At 67.0% G+C, this 20,935-nt stretch carries 17 protein-coding genes and 2 tRNA genes; 14 read left to right on the plus strand and 5 right to left on the minus strand.

Annotated features, from left to right (window positions below):
- The first annotated feature begins 12 nt into the window (after positions 1 to 12).
- Genes CGU34_RS16715 through pheA form a run of 3 tightly spaced genes read left to right on the plus strand, consistent with a single transcriptional unit; the run spans position 13 to position 2,158 of the window.
- Positions 13 to 591, plus strand: a complete 579-nt coding sequence (locus tag CGU34_RS16715; RefSeq protein ID WP_036300739.1) for an alternate-type signal peptide domain-containing protein — start codon at positions 13 to 15, stop codon at positions 589 to 591.
- A gap of 8 nt (positions 592 to 599) precedes the next feature.
- Positions 600 to 1,178, plus strand: a complete 579-nt coding sequence (locus CGU34_RS16720) for a signal peptidase I (RefSeq protein WP_051513923.1) — start codon at positions 600 to 602, stop codon at positions 1,176 to 1,178.
- A gap of 11 nt (positions 1,179 to 1,189) precedes the next feature.
- Positions 1,190 to 2,158 carry a prephenate dehydratase gene (gene pheA, locus CGU34_RS16725; RefSeq protein ID WP_100814750.1) on the plus strand — a complete coding sequence of 323 codons (969 nt, stop codon included), beginning with the start codon at positions 1,190 to 1,192 and terminating at the stop codon, positions 2,156 to 2,158.
- Between the two features lie 18 nt (positions 2,159 to 2,176).
- Here pheA and CGU34_RS16730 read toward each other — a convergent pair whose 3' ends face one another.
- From CGU34_RS16730 to CGU34_RS16740, 3 genes are all read right to left on the minus strand, one after another.
- The gene (locus tag CGU34_RS16730) at positions 2,177 to 3,262 is read right to left on the minus strand and encodes an LLM class flavin-dependent oxidoreductase (protein ID WP_036300056.1); all 1,086 of its coding nucleotides are present in this window, start codon (positions 3,260 to 3,262) and stop codon (positions 2,177 to 2,179) included.
- A gap of 123 nt (positions 3,263 to 3,385) precedes the next feature.
- Positions 3,386 to 4,765 (minus strand): cryptochrome/photolyase family protein, encoded by a 1,380-nt coding sequence (locus CGU34_RS16735; RefSeq protein WP_036300059.1) that lies wholly within the window; start codon positions 4,763 to 4,765, stop codon positions 3,386 to 3,388.
- 2 nt (positions 4,766 to 4,767) lie between these two features.
- Positions 4,768 to 6,060, minus strand: coding sequence for a diacylglycerol kinase family protein (locus tag CGU34_RS16740; RefSeq protein ID WP_081766386.1), 1,293 nt, complete (start codon positions 6,058 to 6,060; stop codon positions 4,768 to 4,770).
- A 69-nt stretch (positions 6,061 to 6,129) separates the two neighbouring features.
- Here CGU34_RS16740 and serS point away from each other — a divergent pair, with 69 nt between their 5' ends.
- The 9 genes from serS (at position 6,130) to CGU34_RS17075 (ending at position 14,136) form a co-directional block, all read left to right on the plus strand.
- Positions 6,130 to 7,395 carry a serine--tRNA ligase gene (serS, locus tag CGU34_RS16745; protein ID WP_036300062.1) on the plus strand — a complete coding sequence of 422 codons (1,266 nt, stop codon included), beginning with the start codon at positions 6,130 to 6,132 and terminating at the stop codon, positions 7,393 to 7,395.
- Positions 7,392 to 8,300: an HAD family hydrolase gene (locus CGU34_RS16750; protein ID WP_081766387.1), complete on the plus strand. Its 909-nt coding sequence runs from the start codon at positions 7,392 to 7,394 to the stop codon at positions 8,298 to 8,300. The genes serS and CGU34_RS16750 overlap by 4 nt, the downstream gene beginning before the upstream one ends.
- A gap of 163 nt (positions 8,301 to 8,463) precedes the next feature.
- Positions 8,464 to 8,548: transfer RNA gene (locus tag CGU34_RS16755), tRNA-Ser, on the plus strand.
- A 72-nt stretch (positions 8,549 to 8,620) separates the two neighbouring features.
- A complete protein-coding gene (locus CGU34_RS16760; protein ID WP_036300065.1) occupies positions 8,621 to 9,898 on the plus strand; it encodes an LCP family protein in 1,278 nt (425 codons plus the stop codon).
- A gap of 88 nt (positions 9,899 to 9,986) precedes the next feature.
- Positions 9,987 to 10,078: transfer RNA gene (locus CGU34_RS16765), tRNA-Ser, on the plus strand.
- Positions 10,079 to 10,672: 594 nt separating this feature from the next.
- Positions 10,673 to 12,118 carry a hemolysin family protein gene (locus tag CGU34_RS16770; RefSeq protein WP_051513726.1) on the plus strand — a complete coding sequence of 482 codons (1,446 nt, stop codon included), beginning with the start codon at positions 10,673 to 10,675 and terminating at the stop codon, positions 12,116 to 12,118.
- Entirely contained in the window at positions 12,115 to 13,134 is a 1,020-nt protein-coding gene (locus tag CGU34_RS16775) for a CNNM domain-containing protein (RefSeq protein ID WP_036300067.1), read from the plus strand. Before CGU34_RS16770 ends, CGU34_RS16775 begins: the two co-directional genes overlap by 4 nt.
- 40 nt (positions 13,135 to 13,174) lie before the next feature.
- Complete coding sequence (locus CGU34_RS16780) at positions 13,175 to 13,879, plus strand: DedA family protein (protein ID WP_051513728.1); 705 nt, start codon at positions 13,175 to 13,177, stop codon at positions 13,877 to 13,879.
- 26 nt (positions 13,880 to 13,905) lie between these two features.
- Entirely contained in the window at positions 13,906 to 14,136 is a 231-nt protein-coding gene (locus CGU34_RS17075) for a hypothetical protein (protein WP_144238046.1), read from the plus strand.
- A 7-nt stretch (positions 14,137 to 14,143) separates the two neighbouring features.
- On the opposite strand, the gene CGU34_RS16785 is transcribed toward CGU34_RS17075, so the two are convergent.
- Complete coding sequence (locus CGU34_RS16785) at positions 14,144 to 16,975, minus strand: cation-translocating P-type ATPase (protein ID WP_081766388.1); 2,832 nt, start codon at positions 16,973 to 16,975, stop codon at positions 14,144 to 14,146.
- Between the two features lie 234 nt (positions 16,976 to 17,209).
- On the opposite strand from CGU34_RS16785, the gene CGU34_RS16790 reads away from it, so the two are divergent.
- Both CGU34_RS16790 and CGU34_RS16795 read left to right on the plus strand, forming a co-directional pair.
- Positions 17,210 to 18,052 (plus strand): universal stress protein, encoded by an 843-nt coding sequence (locus CGU34_RS16790; protein WP_036300069.1) that lies wholly within the window; start codon positions 17,210 to 17,212, stop codon positions 18,050 to 18,052.
- 742 nt (positions 18,053 to 18,794) lie between these two features.
- Complete coding sequence (locus tag CGU34_RS16795; protein WP_036300072.1) at positions 18,795 to 19,139, plus strand: hypothetical protein; 345 nt, start codon at positions 18,795 to 18,797, stop codon at positions 19,137 to 19,139.
- A gap of 411 nt (positions 19,140 to 19,550) precedes the next feature.
- Here CGU34_RS16795 and CGU34_RS16800 read toward each other — a convergent pair whose 3' ends face one another.
- A complete protein-coding gene (locus tag CGU34_RS16800; protein WP_100809674.1) occupies positions 19,551 to 20,819 on the minus strand; it encodes an IS256 family transposase in 1,269 nt (422 codons plus the stop codon).
- Positions 20,820 to 20,935: the final 116 nt, after the last annotated feature.

Below are 20,935 nucleotides of genomic sequence, written 5' to 3' on the forward strand. Positions count from 1 at the left end.
CCAAGGAACCCCATGAACAAGGTTGTCAAAGGCACCATTGCCGCCGCATCCGCTGTCGCCCTCTTCGGAGGCGGAGCCGGATCGCTCGCCTACTGGCAGGATTCGGCCAGCACGGACGAAATGCTCCTTCAGATGGGACACCTCCAGCTGGACGCAATCGCGAAGACCTACACCTTGAACGGCGATGAGGTGAACTACGCAACCTTGACAAGCTACGACAGCCGCCTCGTCCCCGGCGACGTCGTCACCTATATGCACACATTCGGGATCGATGTTGCGCCAGCGGCGGACGCGGTGCTGAACGTTGGCGAGCTGGACCTGGGAACTAACGCTCAGGTGGTCCTTGACGCGATCGAGACAGACCTCACAGTGACCGTCGTGGAGGAGTGGTCCGATGCCCTGACCTTCTCGGCCACGAACGAAGCGCGCTCCTTCAACGTCACGGGCCGCGGCGTCGTGGCGGTAACGATCTCGGTGACGGTTCCGGCCGACCTCGAAGACACGGATTCGATGGTTTCCGGAATCTGGGTCGAGCCGCTTCCTGTCACCCTGACACAGGTCGCCGAGCCTCTGCCTGACGCCGTCGGCTGACAAGGTCGGTGGTTCGCTCTCTCGGCCGAGGCCTGGCGTGGGGCGCATTCGCCCTCGTCGGGCTCGCCGCCACGCTCGTCCTCGTCGTCCCGCTGGTGATCGGCGCTGAGCGCTACACGATCCTCGGCGGCTCGATGGAGCCCGCGATCCCACTCGGATCTCTCGTCGTCGTGCAACCGCGCGAGCTCAACGACATCCGGGTCGGCGACGTGATCACCTACCAGCTCGAATCGGGCGAGGCGACCGTCGCGACTCACCGGGTCGTCGGTGAAGGGCTGGTCGGCGACGGCGAGCGGGTCTTGGTGACGCAGGGGGATGCCAACGACAGTGCCGACATCGAGCCGGTCCGCGGACCGCAAGTGCGCGGCGTGCTGCTCTACAGCATCCCCCTGCTCGGATGGATGAATGTGCTCATCTCGGGTGAGCTGCGGATGTGGGTCGTCCCCGTCGTCAGCGGTGCGTTGCTGCTCTACGCCGCCTGGATGTTCGTCAGTGCCTGGCGCGATCGCCGACGTCGGATGGACGAAGTGACGGCCGAGGAGCAGGTCGAACACCAGCCCGAACGGGTCCCCCAGACGCAGGACTAGGCTGAGTCCTCGTGACAGCCGCCTCCCAGCCCGCCTCCGGACCCGTCCGCCGCACCTACAGCTTCCTCGGGCCAGCCGGGACGTTCACCGAAGCGGCTCTCGCGCAGGTCCCCGAGGCGCGCGGCCACCACTGGGTTCCCGTGCACAACGTGGGCGAAGCGCTCGCCGACGTCATCGAGGGCCGCTCGGACGCCGCGATGATCGCGATCGAGAACTCGGTCGACGGCGGCGTCTCGACAACGCAGGATGCCCTGGCGACCGTTCCCGGCCTGCGGATCATTGGCGAGTACCTCGTCCCCGTCAACTTCGTGCTCGTCGCCCGCCCCGGAACGACGCTCGCCGACGTGTCGCTCGTGGCGGGGCATCCGGTCGCCTATGCGCAGTGCCTGCAGTGGTTGACGCGCGAGCTTCCGGCCCACGCGCACATTCCCGCCGCGAGCAACGTCGCGAGCGCTATCGGCCTGCTCGATGGCACGAGCGACGCGGATGCCGCCATCGCACCCCCCACGATCACCGAGCATCACGATCTCGAGGTGCTGGCCGAGAACATCGGCGACAACCCGAACGCCGTGACCCGCTTCGTCCTCGTCGGGCGGACGGTCGCGCCCACCCCGCCCACCGGGGCCGATAAGACATCGCTGATCGTCGAGTTGCCGAAGGACTACCCCGGGGCGCTGCTCGAACTTCTGGAGCAGTTCGCAACGCGCGGCATCAACCTGAGCCTGCTCGCGTCGCGCCCGATCGGCGACGCCCTCGGCCGGTACCGATTCGTCATCGACGCGGACGGACACATCCAGGACGAACGGATGGCCGATGCGCTGCTGGGTCTTCGCCGCTTCAGCCCGAAGGTGATCTTCCTCGGTTCGTACCCGCGCGCGGACCGCGTCGTCGTGCGCTACCCCGACCGCTACTCCGACGACATCTTCGTCGAAGCGCGCGACTGGCTACGCGGTCTGCTCAGCGGCGAGCCCGACCTCTAAGTCCGGATTGCCGGAGCGTCAGGCGACCGCCGCGAGCAGGTTCGTCGCGACGAGTTCGAGGGTCTGCGCACGACCATCGGATGTCTCGAGCGCCTCGGAGTCGTAGGCGCCCGCGACCGGTGACAGCATGACCTCGTCGACCCCGTGTCGGGCGGCGAATGCGGCGACTCCGGATGCCACGTCTGCGCCGGATCCGATCAGCCAGCGCGAGCGCGCGGAGTCCATGAACGACACGGCCAGTCCGTCCGAGAGTCCGCCCGTGCCATCGCGTTGCGCGGCCTCAGCCTGCTCGACGGACTCGAGCGGCGTGAGGGGCTTGTTGGTGCGCAGTCGCGCCATCATCCGCAGCTGGGGAAGTGCCCGAGCATCCGCTTCCTCCGCCGTGGGCGCGGCGACCGCGTTGATCGTGAGCAGTGTCCGCGGCTCGGGGTGCGCTTCGTTCGGGACGTACTGGTCGCGGTACAGCGACAGTGCGCGCTCGAGGCCCTCGCCCGAAAAATGGTTGGCGAAGACGTACGGCAGGCCGAGCGAGGCGGCGAGCTGCGCCGAGTAGTCGCTCGAACCGAGCAGCCACACCTCGGGCGAGGCCGAAGCCGCGGGCGTGGCATGAACCGTGTACTCGCCGCCGCTGGTGAAACGCAGCGTCGCTCCCTCGGGCGAGCTGAGCGCCAGGATGTCGCGAATGTGGTCGGGGAACCGGTCGACCTCGCTCGTCGCACCCGACTGGCGGAGCAGCTGGGTGATGACGGGGTCGCTGCCCGGCGCACGGCCGATGCCGAGGTCGATGCGGCCGGGCGCGATGGCCTCGAGGGCCGCGAACTGCTCGGCGACGATGAGCGGCGCGTGATTCGGCAGCATGACGCCGCCCGAGCCCACCCGGATGCGTTCGGTACGGGATGCGGCCGCCGCGATCAGCACGGGCGGTGTCGTCGACGCGACGGCGGGCATGTTGTGGTGTTCGGCGAACCAGTAGCGCCGATAACCCAACCGGTCGGCATGAACGGCGAGGTCGAGCGATGCCGCGACCGCTTGAGCGCTGTTCTGGCCCGCGCGCACGGGCACGAGGTCGAGAACCGACAGGGCGGGGGCTGCGTGAGAAGTCATCACGATCCTCAACCGCGGGAGGCGGGTTCGGCATTCCCGCGACCGGCGGGTCGCTTCGACAGGCTCAGCGACCGACAAGCTCAGCGACGGCCCCTGAGCTTGTCGAAGGGTCCGCCGCGAACGTCAGTTGCGGCGCATCCGCTCGTATGCGTCGAGGGCTGCCTTGCGGGATTCGCCGAGATCGACGATCGGCTCAGGTGCTCGCCCACGTCCGTACTCCGGCGCCCAGCGCCCGATGTACTCGCCGTGCGGGTCGAACTTCTTCGCCTGCAGCTCGGGGTTGAACACCCGGAAGTAGGGGGCGGCGTCCGCGCCGGAACCGGCGACCCACTGCCAGTTGAAGGGGTTGCTCGCGCCATCCGCGTCGACCAGGGTGTCCCAGAACCACTCCTCGCCGTGCCGCCAGTCGATCAGCAGGTTCTTGATCATGAACGACGCGGTCACCATGCGTACGCGGTTGTGCATGATGCCGGTGTGCCAGAGCTCTTTCATGCCCGCGTCCACGAGGGCGATGCCGGTGCGCCCCTGCTGCCACGCTTTAAGCGCGGTCGGCTTCAAGCGAGGCCAAGGGAAGTCGTCGAACTCGCGGCGCAGATTCACCGTCGCCAGGTCGGGGTTGTGGAACAGCACGTGCGCGGCGAACTCGCGCCATCCGATCTCGGACAGGAATCGCTGGGCGGCGGCTGCCCGAGGGCCGCCCGGCGTCTTGCTGCCCTGCACGTCCGCGAGCGTGGCATGCCACACCTCGTGGGGGCTGATCTCGCCCCAGCGCAGGCGCGGCGACAGGCCGGACGTCACACCCGCCGCGGGTTCGTCCCGGGCCCGGTCGTAGTCGTCGAGGTCATCGCGCAAGAAGTCGCGCAGTCGCGCGCGGGCCGCAGGCTCGCCCGGTTCCCACGTCTCACGCAGGCCGCCGGCCCAGTCGGGATCGGTCGGAAGCAGGGCCCAATCGTCCAGCGCATCGCTGTCGATATCGGCGGCGCCGGTGAGCTCGCGCGGAGCGGGCAGCGGCGCGCGGGGCGCGGGAAGGTTGCGGCATGCCCGCCAGAACGGTGTGAAGACGGAGTACGGCTGCCCGGCCCCGGTGCGAACCGTCCAGGGCTCGAACAGCAGGGATGCCCCGAACGACTCCACGACCACATCGTCATCACGCAGGCCGGTCTTGAGTGACGCGTCGATCTCGCGTTCGGCGCCCCCGTAGCGGCGGTTCCAGAAGACGGCGCCCGCCGACGCATCCGTCACCGCTTGTCGCACCTCACGCGCCGCCGGCCCGCGCCGCAGAACAAGCTGAACGCCGAGCTCGCGCAGACGATCACCGAGCGATGTGAGGCTGCCGTGCAACCACCAGCGCGCGGCGCCACCGAGGGGACGGATGCCGTCCGACACCTCGTCGAGGACATAGAGCGCGATGATCGGTCCGCCGCGCTCCATCGCCGCGCGCAGTGCCGGGTTGTCGGCGACCCGCAGATCGTCGCGAAACCAGACGAGTGATGCGGACGTCATCGTCAGAAGTTCGAGGTGTCGTGGCCCTCGGGCACGACGATGCTCAGGCCGCCCTGCTCGATGGTGCAGCGGATGCGGACGGCTTCGCCGAGTTCGTCTCCGTCGAGCTCGATCGGCTGCGCGGGCGATGTCGCGAGCTCGATGGCCTCGTCCTGCAAGAAGCGCACTGAGCTGTTCCTGCCGCGACGCTCGAGCACCCGACGGCCGGCACGGAAGCGACGCAGGACGCTGTTGTCCCACCAGACCTTCCGCCAGACGCCCAGCCAGCCGAACCATCCGGAGGGCTGGATGACAGCGACGTCCAGCAAACCATCGACGATGGATGCTTCGGGGATCAGGGCGATGCCCGCCGGGAGGGCCCCGCAATTCGCGAACAGCACGCTCTGCACCTTGGCGGCGTGCAGGCGGCCGTGCTCCATCTGGTACATCACGCGGAACGGCTTGGCCGTGGCGAGCGAGCGCGCCGCGCCGTCCACGTAGGCAACCCAGCCGACGGTCTTCTTCAGCTGCGAGTTGGTGTTGGCGATCATCGCGGCGTCCAGCCCGATGCCCGCCATCACGACGAAGGCGTGGCGTTCGCGGCTGCCATCGGCGCGGCGGATGTCGGCGAACCCGATGTCGACCGGATGCGTCGTGCCGGTGAACGTCGCCGCCACCATGGGCTCGGAGTCGCCGAGCGGCAGGCCCAGGTTGCGGGCGAGCAGGTTGCCCGTGCCGCTCGGCACGATCGTGAGGGCGACACCCGTGCCCGACATGGCTTCCGAGACGGCACGCACGGTTCCGTCGCCACCCGCGACCATGACGGCGTCGACGCCCTCTTTGAGTGCTTGACGGGTGACGTCGTCGCCCAGGTCATCGACCGTCGTTTCGAAGAAGAGGGGTTCGGCCCAGTCGGCTTCCGCGGACAGCCGCGTGACCTGATCGCGCAGGCGGTCCTTGTCGACCTTGATGGGGTTGTAGACGAGCGCGGCGCGCTTCTTCGGCGTCGGATCGTCGGCGTCCATGGACGTCGTCTCGCCGTCCGGGGTGACCTGGCGTGCCTCGCCGGTCTCGCCGTCCTTCTTGTCCGGTGCGACGTCTTCGGGTTCGCGGATGACGTCGTCGGGCTTCGCCGCTTCTTCCGGGTCCGGCTTGTCGTCGGGCCCATCGACCGGCTCCGAGTCATCGTCGAAACCCTTCGGCAACCCGTCGACGTCGTCGAGGCTTTCCGCGTCGTGCGGAATCTTCGGATCGAGAGGTGCGTCGTCCGGGGTCGCCGCGGCGTCCTCGGGGGGAGGGGAAGAAGCCGCAGTCATGGGTCCACCCTAGGCTTCAGCGGCGTTACTCCGGGGATCGGCCGGGATTCGCGCAACTAGACTTGACGGATGATCGACCCCGTGCTTCTTCGCGACGCCCCCGACCTCGTCACCCGCTCTCAGGTCGCGCGCGGGCACTCGCCCGAAACCGTCGAAGCCGCGCTGGTCGCGGATCGCGAGCGTCGCGCCGCGATCACGGCGTTCGAAGAGCTACGCGCCGCGCAGAACGCGTTCGGCAAGGACGTCGCGAAGGCGCCGAAGGACGAGAAGGCCGCGCTTGTCGCCGAGGCCAAGGGCTTGGCGGATCGCGTCAAGCAGGCGCAGGCTGCTGTTGCGGTTGCCGAAGAGGCCGCGGATGCCGCCTTCGCCAAGATCGAGAACATCATCATCGACGGAGTGCCCGCGGGCGGCGAGGCCGACTTCGTCGAGATCCGCCGCGTCGGCGAGGTTCCGACCTTCGACTTCACGCCGCGCGATCACCTCGAGCTCGGTGAGCTCCTCGGTGCGATCGACATGGAGCGCGGCGCGAAGGTCTCGGGTGCCCGCTTCTACTTCTTGAAGGGCATCGGTGCGCGCCTCGAGATCGCGCTGATGAACCTGGCACTGAACTCGGCGCTCGAGGCGGGCTTCGTCCCGCTCATCACGCCGACGCTCGTCCGTCCCGAGATCATGCGCGGCACGGGGTTCCTCGGCGAGCACTCGGACGAGGTCTACCACCTGCCGGAGGACGACCTGTACCTGACGGGGACGAGCGAGGTGGCGCTCGCCGGGTATCACAAGGACGAGATCCTCGACCTCGCCGACGGTCCCCTGCGGTATGCCGGCTGGTCCACCTGCTACCGCCGCGAGGCCGGGTCGCACGGCAAAGACACCCGCGGAATCATCCGTGTGCACCAGTTCAACAAGCTCGAGATGTTCGTCTACACGACGCCCGAAGAGGCCGAGGCCGAGCACGAACGTCTGCTCGGTTGGCAGGAAGAGATGCTCGGCAAGCTCGGGCTCACCTACCGTGTGATCGACGTCGCCGCGGGGGATCTCGGATCGTCCGCGGCTCGTAAGTTCGACGTCGAGGCGTGGATTCCGACGCAGGATGCCTACCGTGAGCTGACCTCGACGAGTAACTGCACGACCTACCAGTCGCGTCGCCTCGACATCCGGCACCGCCCCGACGGCGGCCGCACACAGCCGGTCGCAACGCTCAACGGAACGCTCGCGACCACCCGCTGGATCGTGGCGCTGCTCGAGACGCACCAGCGCGCCGACGGTTCGGTGTGGGTGCCCGAGCCGCTCCGCCCGTACCTGGGTGGGCTCGAGGTCCTGGAGCCGCTCGCGTGACGGACGCCCGTATCCCCGACACGGGTGAGGTCGAGGTCGTCGAGCGCGACGAGGCCGCCGAGATCATCGAGCACGTCGCCCACGACTCCGCGGACCCCGAGATCACGACTCTTCCTCTGCTGATCGTGCTCGACATCGACGGCACGATCCTGCTCGAGGATGAGTCCCTCAGCCCCGGAATCGTCGGGGCCGTCGCCGACGCCCGCGCGGCGGGCAACGAGGTCATGCTCGCGACGGGGCGTAGCTGGGAGGGCACGCGAGGCATCCTGCGCGTGCTCGAACTCGACCCCGAGTACGTCGTGTGCTCGAACGGCGCCGTGATTCTGCAGCGTCGGGACGCCGGTCAGGTCCACTACGAGCGAGTGCACACCGAGACGTTCGACGCGACCGAGGTGCTGACGCTGCTGCGCCAACACCTGCCCGACGCGAAGTACCTGGTGGAGCTGCCCGGCGGTGAGCGGTACTACACCGACTATCTCGAAGACTGGAACCTGCTCGCCGCGCACCGGGTGCCGTTCGAGCAGCTCGGCAAACACCCCGTTTCGCGTGTCGTCGTGGTGTCGCCCGAACATGCCGAGGGCGACTTCTTGCGTCTCGTCGACGAGATCGGCCTCACCCAGGTGTCGTACGCGATCGGCTGGACCGCCTGGCTCGACATCGCACCGCAGGGAGTAGACAAGGGCACCGCCCTCGAGCTCGTGCGCCGGTGGCTCGGCATCCCGCCCGATCGGGTGCTCGTGATGGGCGACGGACGCAACGACGTCGGCATGTTCCGTTGGGCCCTTGAGAAGGGCGGCCGGGCGATCGCGATGGCTCAGGGACCGCAAGAGGTTCTGGATGCCGCGGGCGAGATCACGCTGTCGGTGCAAGAGGGCGGCGTCTCAGACATCCTCCGCCGCCTCTAACCGCGGTACTGATGCCGCTCGGCGCATTCGCCGCGCCGAGGCATCCGCTTTCAGGGCCTTGCCAGCACTTCCTGCGAAAATGAGCCGCGACTGGCAAAAATGAGCGCCATGCTCTGTCGAGTACACTCGGTGCCTGTCGACGAAGTGCTGCGGTACTTCGCCGGGAGGGTTGTCCGAGCGGCCGATGGACCTGGTCTTGAAAACCAGTGGGCAGCAATGTCCCGTGGGTTCGAATCCCACACCCTCCGCTGAATGACGGGTGTGGCGGTCCCACACCCTCCGCACACATACCGGCGGACCCGACCGCCGAAAGGACGCGAGTGAGCGAGACGACCGAGGCCTCAAAAAGGCAGGACGCGAAGCGCCGCAAGACCGTCGCGCGTCACGGCAACCTCTCGTCCCCGAGCATCGGTGGGCAGATCGCACGCTTCGTGGCGGTTGCGCTCGCGGTCGTGCTCGTCGCAGGCCTCGGAGTGGTCGGCTACACGACCTACACGGCCGTCGCGGATTTCTCGGCGAGTGCTGTTGATCTCGAGGGCCAGGAGTCCGTTCCGCCCGACATCGGCGAGATCGAGGGCGGCGTCAACCTCTTCGTGGCGGGTACGGATGCGTGTGAGCCCGAGTACGCGGGCTATTTCGGTGACCGGTGCACCGGTGCCGATGCCGGCGGCGAGTTGAACGACGTGAACATGCTCGTGCACATCTCCGATGAGCCTCGCCGGGTCACGGTGATCAGCTTCCCGCGAGACCTGATGATTCCCATTCCCGAGTGCACCGACCCCGACACCGGTCGTACGAGCTCGGCCATGACGAAGCAACCGCTGAACTCGACCTTCTCCTACGGTGGCCTGGCCTGCGCGGTGAAGACCATCTCGGAACTGACGGGGCAGAACATCCCGTTCGCGGCGTCGGTCACGTGGGGTGGCGTGATCGAGATCACGAACGCCATCGGCGGCGTCGAGGTCTGCATCGCGAACGGCATCACGGATTACCACACCGGTATCGACTGGGAAGCGGGAAACCGCACGCTCGTCGGACTCGAGGCGCTGCAGTTCTTGCGCACCCGCCACGGCGTCGGCAACGGCGGCGATCTGGGCCGTATCTCGAACCAGCAGCAGTACATGTCGCGCCTGGCCCGCAAGCTCATCAGCGACGAAGTGCTGTCGAATCCGGCGACGCTGTATTCGCTCGCGAGCACCGCGTTGACGAACATCGACCCGAGCACATCGCTGACGAACCCGCTCACGCTCACGCAGATCGCTCTCGCGGTCAAGGACGTTCCGTTCGACGAGATCGTGTTCATCTCGTACCCCGTGAACGGCGACCCCGCTGACCCCGACAAGGTCGTCCCGAACTACACCGCAGCAGACGCCCTGTGGGCGGCTCTCGAGACTAACCGGCCTCTGCAGCTGACGGGTGAAACCGGCCAGGGTGACGGCGTGATCGTCCAGACGCCCGAGCCGACGGAGCCGGTCGAGCCCACCGAGGCCGCGACGCCGGGCGCTACCGTCGACCCGCAGGATGAAGCGATCGCCCTGCCGCCCGCTGTCACAGGGCAGACGGCTGCGCAAGACACCTGCTCGAACGGCAACGGCTGAGCGACCGCCCATCGCCCGCTTCGTGGTGAGGCCCGTGATCGGGTTAGTATTGCGGGGTGCATTCGCGGACGTTCGCGTCGGAATGCCTGGAGACGTCGCATAGTCCGGCCTAGTGCACCACCCTGCTAAGGTGGAGACCCCTTAAGGGGTCCGAGGGTTCAAATCCCTCCGTCTCCGCCACTTTCGCCTGTTCTGAGGCTATTTCACGCGGGTTCGTTCGGTTTGGACGCTACCGGGCCCGTCTCGTTCGTGGGCAACGAGATCGCCTGGTCAGTGCGCGTGAAGCGCTCGGCGGCGAGAGTCGTGCATTGTGCGTCGCGCGGCCCTATCTCGCCTGTCGAATCGGTTGCTCTGGTGAGCTTGAGCCATCAGGTCGGTCAAGCTGCCCACGCTCTGCCCACCGGAGGCGGAGGTTTGGTGCCCCTCCGTCGCTAGGCGCCGATGCACGAAGTGCTTCAAGGGTAGCGGGTTCGATATGAAGTGAATGACGGGGTCTAGCAGATCTCACGATGGCGACGATTGTGTTGCTCGTGATTGTTGCAGGGGCGGGATTTCGGGCGTGAGACTCGAGCTACAAATCCGTGGCACGAGCGAGATTCCTGTGCATTGACCTGCACGTGATCGGAATAGCCGGTGCGTGGCCGGGGGTCCCGTATCGTTGATGAGACTTGCCACTGACCCACGAGAGAGAAACCCCGTGAGCCATCATCGTGCCTCCACCGACCAGGAGGGTCGATCACCGAGCCCCCTCAATCTTCGAGGGGGTGAATTTCGATGCTCGAGGCAGCGCTGACTCTGCTGGTGGGTGTGCTCGTGACGCTGGCGATCATCGCCGCCTGCGGATTCTTCGTCGCGCAGGAGTTCGCCTACATGTCGGTCGACCGCTCCCGCATGGCGGCGCTGGCAGAGAAGGGCGACGCGCAAGCGAAGCGCGTGCTCACCATCACCAAGCGCACGTCCTTCATGCTTTCGGGCGCCCAGCTCGGGATCACGGTGACGGGCCTGCTGATCGGCTACGTCGCCGAGCCGCTGATCGGTGTGTCGCTGGGTACGCTGCTGGGCGGGGTCGGCATCGACCCGACGGTCTCGGTGCTGGTGGGCACGATCGGTGCCTTGCTGCTCGCGACGATCGTCACGATGATTTTCGGTGAGCTCTATCCCAAGAACCTCGCCATCGCGAACCCCGAACCCCTTGCCCGCGCGCTCGCCATGCCGACGCGCATCTATCTGCTCGCATTCGGATGGCTCATCACGGTGTTCGACGTCGCCGCGAACGCCCTGCTCCGCCTGTTGCGGATCGAGCCGCTCGAGGACGTCGACGAGAGCGCGACGGCACGCGATCTCGAAGCGATCATCGAGGAATCCCGCGTCAGCGGGGACCTGCCGGACGATCTGTCGATGATCATCGACCGCATCCTCGACTTCCCGCAGCGCGACGTGGAGCACGCGATGGTTCCGCGCTCGCGCATCGACTCGATTTCTCCCGACACCACGATCGGCGAGGTCCGGGCGCTGATGGCGACCGGCCACACCCGCTACCCCGTGATCGGCGACGAGGATGATCCGGTGGGCGTTGTAGAACTCATCGACCTGCTTCGCAACAAGCACGACAACGATGCGCCGGTGTCGACGGTCATGCGCGACGCCGTCGTCATCCCCACGACGATGCAGTTGCCCGTCGCACTCGAGCGGATGCGCCAGACCCGCAACGAACTCGCGTGCGTCGTCGACGAGTACGGCAACTTCGACGGCATCCTCACCATCGAAGACCTCACCGAAGAAGTCATCGGCGAGATCTCGGACGAGCACGACATGGATGTCCACGAGGTCGTGAATGTGGGAGATGACCACTGGACCCTGCCCGGTGACGTGCACCTGGACGAGGTCGAGCGACTGATCGGACATGATCTGCCCCGCGGCGATGCCGAGACCATCGCGGGCCTGATAATCAGCGAACACGGCGACCTGGTTCCCGTGGGCGTGAGCGTTCGGATCACCCTGCCCGAGAAGCCGGCCGAGACGGTGCAGGGCATGCACATCGAGCGTTGGCTCGACGTCGAGGTCACCGAGGTCGAACGACACGTGCCGTCGCAGCTCGTCGTGAGACTCCGCGAGGTCGATCACGATGCCACCGAGACGGCTGGCGAGACGGCTGGCGAAACAGCGGGTAACAACGCGCTCATCCCGGCGGATGCCTCGAATGAGGAGGTGACCCGATGAGCTGGTGGATGGTCACGATCATCACGACCGCACTCATTCTCGCGAGCGCGTTCTTCGTCATCGTCGAGTTCGCGCTGCTCGCCGCACGCCGACACCGGCTCGAGCAAGAGGCCGACCACAGCGCGTCGGCGCGAGCGGCTCTGCGCGGGATGAACGAGCTGACCGTCATGCTCGCCTTCGCCCAGTTGGGCATCACCGCCTGCACCTTCCTGCTCGGCGCCATCACGAAGCCCGCCATCGACTACGCGCTCGCACCCGTGCTCGAACAGTTGGGCCTGCCCGATGTCCTCTCGGGTGTCATCGCCTTCATGCTCGCCCTCATCGTCGTCACCTTCCTTCACCTGGTGATCGGCGAGATGGCCCCGAAGTCATGGGCGATCGCGCATCCGGAAACAGCTGCGAAGGCGACCGGTATCGCGGCGCGGGCCTTCACCTGGCCGTTGCGGCCGTTCCTGCTGTGGATCAACCAGATCGCAAACCGCCTCGTCCGAGCGTCGGGCGTCGAGCCGGTCGAGAAGGCGGCTGCGGGCGGACAGGATGCGGACACCATCCGTGAACTCGTGGCGCATTCGCGTGCCGCCGGGACACTGGACGTGCAGTTCTCGGCGCCCATCGCGCGGGCGATCGCGCTCGGCACGCTCACGGTGGGCGACATCGTGCGCACCGACAGGGTGCCGACCTCGGTGCCGGCGACCGCGACCGCGGCCGACATTCAGGAGGTAGCGGCTTCATCCGGCCACCTTCGCATCCTCGTCGGAACGGGCGCGGGATCCCGTGTGGCACACGTCCGTGACACTTTGGCGATCGACCTGGCGACACCTGCCGCCGACATCGCTCGGGACGCCCTCGTCACCACTCCCGATGCATCCGCATACGACACGCTGGCGCGAATGAGGTACGGACGTGTGCAGCTCGCGACCGTGGTGGACGGCGACACGCTCCTCGGCATCGTCACGATGGATGACCTGCTGCGCGAAGTCCTGCCGGGACCAGCGGAACTGTCCACCGTTTCATGACCATCCGATGTTCACGCGCCAACAGCGGGAGGTCCACTGAATGAGCGCCGCTGCGAGCTCGGCGACTGATCATGGTTTCACCGGCCTGACCGGCTTCGCCGCGGATGTCTTGACAGCGTTCGGGGACTTCGGGGTCGGGGTGCTCGTCTTCATCGAGGTTCTCATCCCCCCGATCCCCAGCGAAGTCATCTTGCCGTTCGCCGGGTACCTCAGCCAGAGCGGCGACCTCAACCTGGGATGGCTCATCTTCTGGAGCACGTTCGCATCGTGGATCGGGGCACTGCTGCTGTACTGGATCGGCTACGCCATCGGTATGGAACGCGCAGTCACCTTTCTCGCAGCGACGAAGCTCGTGAGCAGGTCAGACCTCGATCGCGGAGCGCACTGGTTCCTCCGCAGTGGCAGTTGGACGGTTCTTGTCGGCAGGCTGGTCCCGGGAGTTCGAAGCCTGATCTCACTCCCCGCGGGCGCATCTCACATGAACCTCCTCCGGTTCAGCATCTACATAATCGTCGGCAGCGGCGCATGGAACTCGCTGCTCATCGGGGTGGGTGCCGCGCTCGGGACCCAACACGAACGACTCGAGGGCTACCTGTCATATCTCGACTACGTCGTCTACACCGCGCTCGCACTCGGGGTGGCAGTCCTCATCGTGCGGCGCATCCGAGAAGCGACCAGGCCCCGCAGCAGACGGGCTCGAGCCGATGCGGCGGCGATCGACGAGATGCCGGACGACTCCTTCTGACGTGATGCGCTCTGTGGCGTGGCGGCATGGACTACCCGCGCCGGACGCAGCGTGACGACGTCGTCCGGCTTGGCGACGAGGCCGAGGTTGACCCGGCCACCGTCGCGGTGGAAGGCCGACAACAGCCGAATCTTCGACAGCGTCGTGATGCCCACGTCGAAAGCGATTCGCATCCCAGAAGCCATGGCGCCGTTGCTACCAGGATCTTCCAGGTCGATGCGGACGAAGATCCGGTGAGTGCGAGGCGGGTGCCCTAGGTGTCGGTTAGCCGTGAACTACGCCGATTCCTCGACCGGACGGATCGGCGCGCCGCCATCCGCCGGGCGCGGCACGACGACCGATTACCTTGATTGCCTCGATGACCAGGAAGACGGCGAGGCCGTAGGTGAATGCGGTGGTCCACTGTACGAAGCCGAGGGGCACCGAGCCGAACCACAACTGGAAGGGGGGCAGGTAGGTGTACGCCGTCTGCAGGGCGGCAAGCGCGGCGATCGAGATCCAGATGACACGATTCCCTGTGAAGACACGGCGAGTGAAGCTCGAACCGTGCAGCAGACGGACATTGAACAGGACCGCGATCTGGGTGACCACCAGTACGGTCACCGCCGCGGTTCGTGCGATGTCCAGGTCGCCGCTCCTGTTGAGCTCGACGAAGAATGCGGTCGTGGTCGCCGCGGCCACCACGACCCCCATGCCTGCCAGCAGGAAGAGCTTGCCCGAGAGGATCGACTCGCCGGGGGGCCGTGGACGGCGCTTCATCGTTCCCGGCTCGACGGGTTCGTAGGCGAATGCGAGCGACAGGGTGACCGCGGTGACGAGGTTCACCCAGAGGATCTGCGTGGGTTGCAGCGGGTCCGCAAAGCCGATGACGACGGCGGTGAAGACGACCAGCGCCTGGCCGAGAGTCGTCGCCAGGATGAAGACGACCGACTTCTGCAGGTTGTCGTACACGCGGCGGCCCTCGCTGACGGCCCGCTCGATCGTGGCGAAGTTGTCGTCGGCGAGCACGACATCCGACGCATCCTTCGCCGCCTCGGTTCCCTTCATGCCCATCGCGACCCCGACATCGGCGCGGGTGAGCGCCGGGGCGTCGTTGACGCCGTCACCGGTCATGGCGACGACACCGCCGCGCGACTGGAGGGCTGCGACGATGCGGAGTTTGTGTTCGGGACTCGTGCGCGCGTAAACGTCGACATCGGTGACGACATCCTCCAGCTGGGCGTCGTCGAGGGCATCCACGTCCGCGCCCGTCAGAACGCTCGCATCGGCGTCAGTCAGTCCCATCTCGGCCGCGATCGCGTGGGCGGTGAGCGCATGATCACCCGTGATCATCTTCACGCGGATGCCGGCATCTTGGCACTTGGCGATTGCTGCGGTCGCCTCGGGCCGAGGCGGGTCGGCGATCGCGACGACGCCCAGCATGACGAGCTCGCGAAGGTCGCCGGGCTCGACGGTCACGGCATCCGTCGGCAGGTCGCGGCGCGCCGCAGCGAGGACGCGCATGCCCCGGGCGCTGTAGTCATCGATGAGCGCTTGCCACGCGTCGGGATCGAGGGGAGCATGACCTCCGTCGGTGGACCGCTGAAACGCGCAGAGCGCGAGCACCCGGTCGGGCGCACCCTTGACCGAGACAAACTGCTCGCCGGTAGCCGACCTGTCGAGCGTAGCCATGTACTTGACGTCGGCATCGAAGGGGATCTCGTCGACACGCGTGAAGGGCGTCAACTCGACGTTCGCCTTGCGCCCGAAGCTCACCAGGGCGCCCTCGGTGGGATCGCCGACGACCCGCCACTCGCCCGTCTCGGCGTGGTCGAGGCGAGCGTCGTTGCAGAGCGCGAGAATCGTGGCCATCTCGGTGAGATCGCCCGAGTGCGGATGTTCCGGGCCCGACTCGTCGGTGGCGCCCTCCGCCAGCACGGTGCCCTCGGGGTCGTAGCCTTCGCCCGTGACCGTGTAGCGGCGATTCGGGGTCGCCGCTGCCCGCACGGTCATCTCGTTCTTCGTCAGGGTTCCCGTCTTGTCCGAGCAGATCACGGTGACCGACCCCAGGGTTTCGACGGCAGCGAGTCGGCGCGTGATCGCGCGCTGAGCGGCCATCTGTCGCACGCCGAGCGCCAGCGTGATCGTGACGACGGCGGGCAGCCCCTCGGGGACGGCGGCCACGGCGAAGGCGATCGCAGAAGAGATCAGGGTGTCGAACGGGTCGCCGTGCAGGACGAACCCCAACACAACCATGATGACCATCAGCGCGAGCACGATCGCCGTGATCTGGCGTCCGAGCTGGTTGATCGAGCGGATGAGTGGGGTATCGGTCTGCTCGACGTCGCGCACCAGCTGCTGAATCCGTCCGAGCTCTGTGCGCGTGCCCGTCGCAGTCACGACCGCGACGGCCCGCCCGCCGACCACGACCGACCCCGCGTGCAGCATGTTGTCGCGGTCGCCGACGGGGGCATCGCGCACGACCGGATCCGTGTGCTTGTCGGAGGGCACCGCCTCGCCGGTCAATGCCGCCTCGTCTGCGCGCACATCGCGTGCTTCGACGAGCCTCGCATCGGCGGGTGAGCGGTCGCCGGCGCCCACCCTGATGATGTCGCCCGGCACGAGCGTGGCAGCTTCGACGTCGTGCCACCCGCCGTCCCGGCGTACCGTCGCCTGTGGCGAGAGCATGCGGCGGATGCCGAGCAGCGCCTTCTCTGCCTGCCCCTCCTGGACGAAGCCGATGATGGCGTTGATGATCGCGACAGCGAGGATCACGGACGCGTCGATGTAGTCGCTGTAGGCGAGCTTGATGACGGCCGCCGCGAGGAGCACGTAGATGATGGCGTTGTTGAACTGTGCGAGGAAGCGCACGATGGGGTGCGTTCGCGTTGGCTCAGGAAAGCTGTTCGGACCGAAGTGCGCGTGACGCCGATCAACGTCGCTCGACCGCAGCCCCGAGCGGCTCGTGTCGAGCCCCTCGAGGACATCGGTGGCGTGGTGCGCATGCGGCTTGCTCGGTGAGCCCGACGAGGCGCCCGGGTGGTGCGTGAGGTCTTCCGGCGGGCGCTCGGACGGCAGGCCGGGCTGGAGAGATTCGGCGGAGTTCACTGCAGTCATAACGCCCAATACCTGTCGTCTCTCAGAACTCGGCGAAGCAACACAGATCGCTCGCCGCTGTACTCCCACAGTGCGCCACCGCGAGCGATACCGATAGGGCCCATGGTCCCTCTGTGCCCGACGAGGAGGGAGCGGGACCTATGTCCTGGCGCGTGCCCACCGTGATCGGGAATAGTCGGAGGTGGAAGCAGCGCGGCGACCGCCACAGCGTCGCCTCGAGCAGAGGAGTGCGAAGTGCGCGAAAGAGTAGTTGTCGGTGTGACGGATGCGGCTGCGTCGCGGAGGGCCGTCGACTGGGCCGCCGATCGAGCCGCCGGTCGGGGCGATGCGGTAGAACTCGTTTCCATCGTCGGAGGCGCGGTCGGGGTCGTCGGCGAGGGCCGAGTGATCGACGAGGCGCTCGAGCTCACGCAGCACCTGCTCGATCGAGAAGCCGAGCGCGTTCGCGAACGAGGAGTGCCCGTCGAGACGCGCGTGGGTCGGGGCAATCCCGTTGAACAGCTCATCGAGGCCTCGACGGGAGCAGCCCTTCTGGTCATCGGTAGTGATTACCGGGGCCCCGAGTCGGGTCCTGCTCGCGGGCCGCACGGGATCCGCATCACCGCGGGCGCGCACTGCCCGGTCGTCGTCGTACCCGACCTCGATATGGCGGCGCGCGAGGGCGTGGTCGTCGGAGCGGATGGGTCGGCGGTATCGGAAGCTGCGATCGCCTTTGCGGCGGCGGAGGCGGAGCGTTCCGGTGAGCCGCTCATCGCGGTGAGCACCTGGTCGCCCGTCGCCATCCCGCTCGGGATGCGAACGTATCCCGATGAGTACCTGCGCAACATGCAGATCCTCACGGAGGAGTCGCTGGCGATATCGCTTGCCGGCCTCGCGCAGCTCTACCCCGATCTGGTCGTCCGCAGTGTCGTCGAGAGCAGCTACAGCCCGGATGCGGTGATCAACCGGCTCGCGATGAACGCGCGGCTCGCGGTCATCGGCTCCCACGGCCGTGGACCGATCGCCCGGTTCATCCTCGGATCCACCAGCCAGCAGGTTCTCAACCGGCTAGCGACCGCAACCGTCGTCGTGCGGTGACAGGTGTATCCGGGTCTTGAGTGGCGGACGACGGCGCCCATCAAGCCCGGATTGCCCGACTAGTGCACACACGGCTCTCTCCGCTAGATTGCGGTCCTGGACGCTCGTTGTCTTCGCGCATGTCCCCGTGCAGGCCATCCGCATGCCCCGGGTCCGTGCCCATACGGTGCCCACATCTCAACACGAACGAGACCGACCGAAAGGGGTCGAACACCGACCGCAACACGCTTGGAACCGCATGAATCCGCGGCCTTCTGATCGAACTGGAATGGGTCCGAGCGGGACTCTTTGGGGTTCAAATCCCTCCGTCTCCGCCACATCGTTTCGGCCAAGATGAAGTCATGATGTCGCTTCATGGCCTCGAGGCCCTCAACCGGGCGTTCGCCGAGCAAGCCGCGGCAGTCGGGGCCGATGCCATCGTGCAGAGCGCGATCTGGCCGACTGCCGGGCAGATGATCGATCACCTCGGAAACGTCCAGGCCTGGGTTACCGAGATCGTGCGCACCGGGGCGCCCGCGGATCGCAAGGCCCTCGTTCGCCCCGAAGACGAGGATCCCGTCGAGTGGTTCACGCAAACGAGCCGCAGGCTCGTGGCAACGCTTGCGAGCGTGAACCCGGACCGCGAGTGCTGGACACTGTTTGAAGCGCCATCCATCACCTCGTTCTGGGGGCGTCGGATGACACGTACGAGGCGGCCAAACATCTCTGGGACCTCCGGACGGCCAGCGACGCAGCGCCACCGATGCCGGAGGAGCTGGAACTCGGACAGCAGGCCGACGCCATCGACGAGTTCGTGGAGGTCTTTGTGCCCGCCGCGCGTGCTCGCGGGATCGAGCCCCTTCCGCACGATCTCTTCCTGGTGGCGGACGACATCGACCGCAGCTGGCGATTCACGGCGGACTGGAACGTCATCGCCGCCATAGGGACAGACGTGCCCCTCGCGTCTGAAGTGCTGCGCGCGGACGTCGGCGATCTGGCTCTAGTGCTCTGGGAGCGTGCGAATCCGTGGCAATTGCCGGACCGCTTTCGCATCGAGAACGGAGACACTGCTCTGCGTGCGCTCGTGAGCACACCCGTCCACCTGTAGTCGAAGAGTTCAATCTCGGGTGACCCCGCGCAGCCCTGATTTTGAAGGGCTGATCAGCCGTATCCTGCCTCGCTCGTGCGGCACGCATCTAGGATCCTGATGGGTCCATCTACGATCCTGATACGCCGGAATCGCCCCTCGAATCGGCCCGCGCAGCCCCGACGGACGGATGCTCCGGGCAGGAATCCGGGTCCGCCGATCGGGCGCTGAGCGCGACGCCCGTGACGGCTCGGTGACACATGTCACAACGGCACTCCGAAACCGCGGCCGGGGGCACTCGAGACGCCGGAAAAGCGCGTCGTTCCGCGGGTTGCGGGTCCTTCGGCAACGACAAGCCAGCGGCGTCGTTGCGTCGGATGGTCAAGTCCCGTGTTGTGGTGTCAATCCGGCTGCTTCCTTGATGGGTGAGGGTCAGGCGGTGAGGAACAGGTCGGGGCGCTCAGGCTCGGCGTGGTCTTGGAGTGTGTGGACGAGTTTGCGCATGGAGATGTCGGAGAGGTAGCGGCGTTCACCGTATTGCCATTCCTCGTGCTGCTCCTGCAGGACGGCGCCGATGAGGCGGGTGACGGAGTCGCGGTCGGGGAAGATCTGCACGACGTCGGCGCGGCGTTTGATCTCACGGTTGAGGCGCTCGATCGGGTTGTTGGACCAGACCTTCTGCCAATGCTCACGCGGGAGCGGCGCGAATCCGGTGAGGTCTGCTTCGGCAGCATTGAGCATGTCTGCGATCTCCGGGAACGACCCGCGGAGGGACGTGGAGACCTGGTGATACTGGGCGATCACGGCCTCGGGGGTGGTCTGCGCGAAGATCGTCGAGATCAGCGCGTTGACGGGCTTGGAGCGTGCCGATCCGAGCTTCTGGGTGACGTTACGAGCGAAGTGGACGCGGCATCTCTGCCAGCCCGATCCGGGGAGGATCGCTTTGACGGCGGCTTTGATGCCGGCGTGAGCGTCGGACGTGACGAGGGTCACGCCGAGCGGGTCTGTGTCGGTGGAGACTTTCAGACCGCGGTCGCGGAGGGAGCGGAGGAACTCGGTCCAGAAGTCCGTCGTCTCCGCGTCGCCGAGAGCCATCCCGAGGATCTCCCGACGGCCGTCGCCGCTGACCCCGGTCGCGACGATGAGGGCTTGGGAGAGAACCCGGCCACGGTGGCGCACGTCGAGGTAGGTGGCGTCCAGGAACAGGTACGGGAACCAGGTGTGATCGAGCCGGCGGTGCAGAAACTCGTGCACCACCTCATCGATCTCGGAGCAGATGCGGGAGACGGTGGACCGGCTGATGCCGGTGTCGTTGCCCAGCGCGCGGACGAGCTGGTCGACCTTGCGGGTGGAGACTCCGTCGATCCAGGCCTGGCAGATCACCGCGTAGAGCGCCTTGTCGACACGGCGGCGTGGGCTGAGCAGGCTCGGGAAGAACGACCCCTCCCGCAGCTTCGGAATCTGAATGTCGACCTCCCCCGCGGGCGTGGCGAGCGTCTTCGCGCGAGCACCGTTGCGACGCGTGGTGCGCTCCGCCGTGCGTTCGTAACGGGCCGCGCCGATCTTCGCGGTCGCTTCCGCGTCAACAAGGTCCTGCAGCCCCGCCTGCAGCATCCGACGGAACACGTCGGAATGGGCGAGGTCAGGATCGGCGAGGACTTCTGCGATCAGGGTCGTCAAGGCAGACTGATTCTGGGTCATCGTGGGATCTCTTCTTTGCTTCTTGGCGGAAACAACTGGTCATCCCACGATGGCCCTCCTACGTCAACGACGACGAGAACCCCGCAGGAATTGACACCAAGCTACGAGACGCACCC

It is taken from the genome of Microbacterium lacus (assembly GCF_002812805.1).
Classification (GTDB): domain Bacteria; phylum Actinomycetota; class Actinomycetes; order Actinomycetales; family Microbacteriaceae; genus Microbacterium; species Microbacterium lacus_A.